Annotated in this window: 1 protein-coding gene; it reads left to right on the plus strand. The window is 37.6% G+C overall.

Annotated elements, in window-relative coordinates; all coding sequences use genetic code 11:
- Window positions 1-340: hypothetical protein (locus AC27G9_RS21285; RefSeq protein WP_487076568.1), on the plus strand; the 340-nt coding region annotated here is incomplete at its 5' end.
- Between the last annotated feature and the right edge of the window lie 78 nt (window positions 341-418).

Raw genomic sequence — 418 nt, forward strand, 5'->3', positions numbered from 1 at the left:
TGTTAGGTATAAAAAGGAAATGAAAAAACTTATATCTATTTTAACTATTATTTTTGGATTATATGTCATCTTATCAGCTGTAAGTGTTGTAGTGGGGCCATCTAATCATATGGGCTCTCGAATAAATCTCGCCGAAAATAGTTTGGAATATCAATTTAGTCAATTAGAAAAGCCTCTAGACGATCTTATAATTAAAAAAATAGAAACAGTTATCGCTGAAGGGAGAAATGGCTTCAAGTTACTCTGGGATGCACTTAAGTTACAAGTACTAGCTGGTGTTATGTTAATTGTAGTTGGCGTTATTTTTTATCCTCGAAAAAAGAGTGCAAAAAATGCCTAACAAGTTGCTCAAGTATGTTCCGCCAGCGTTGCTGGCTCCACGGGACGGCGCAAAGCGCCGCCCCTTAGCAAGGCGTTA

The sequence above is a fragment of the Alteromonas sp. 5NS40-0096 genome (genome assembly GCF_057544385.1).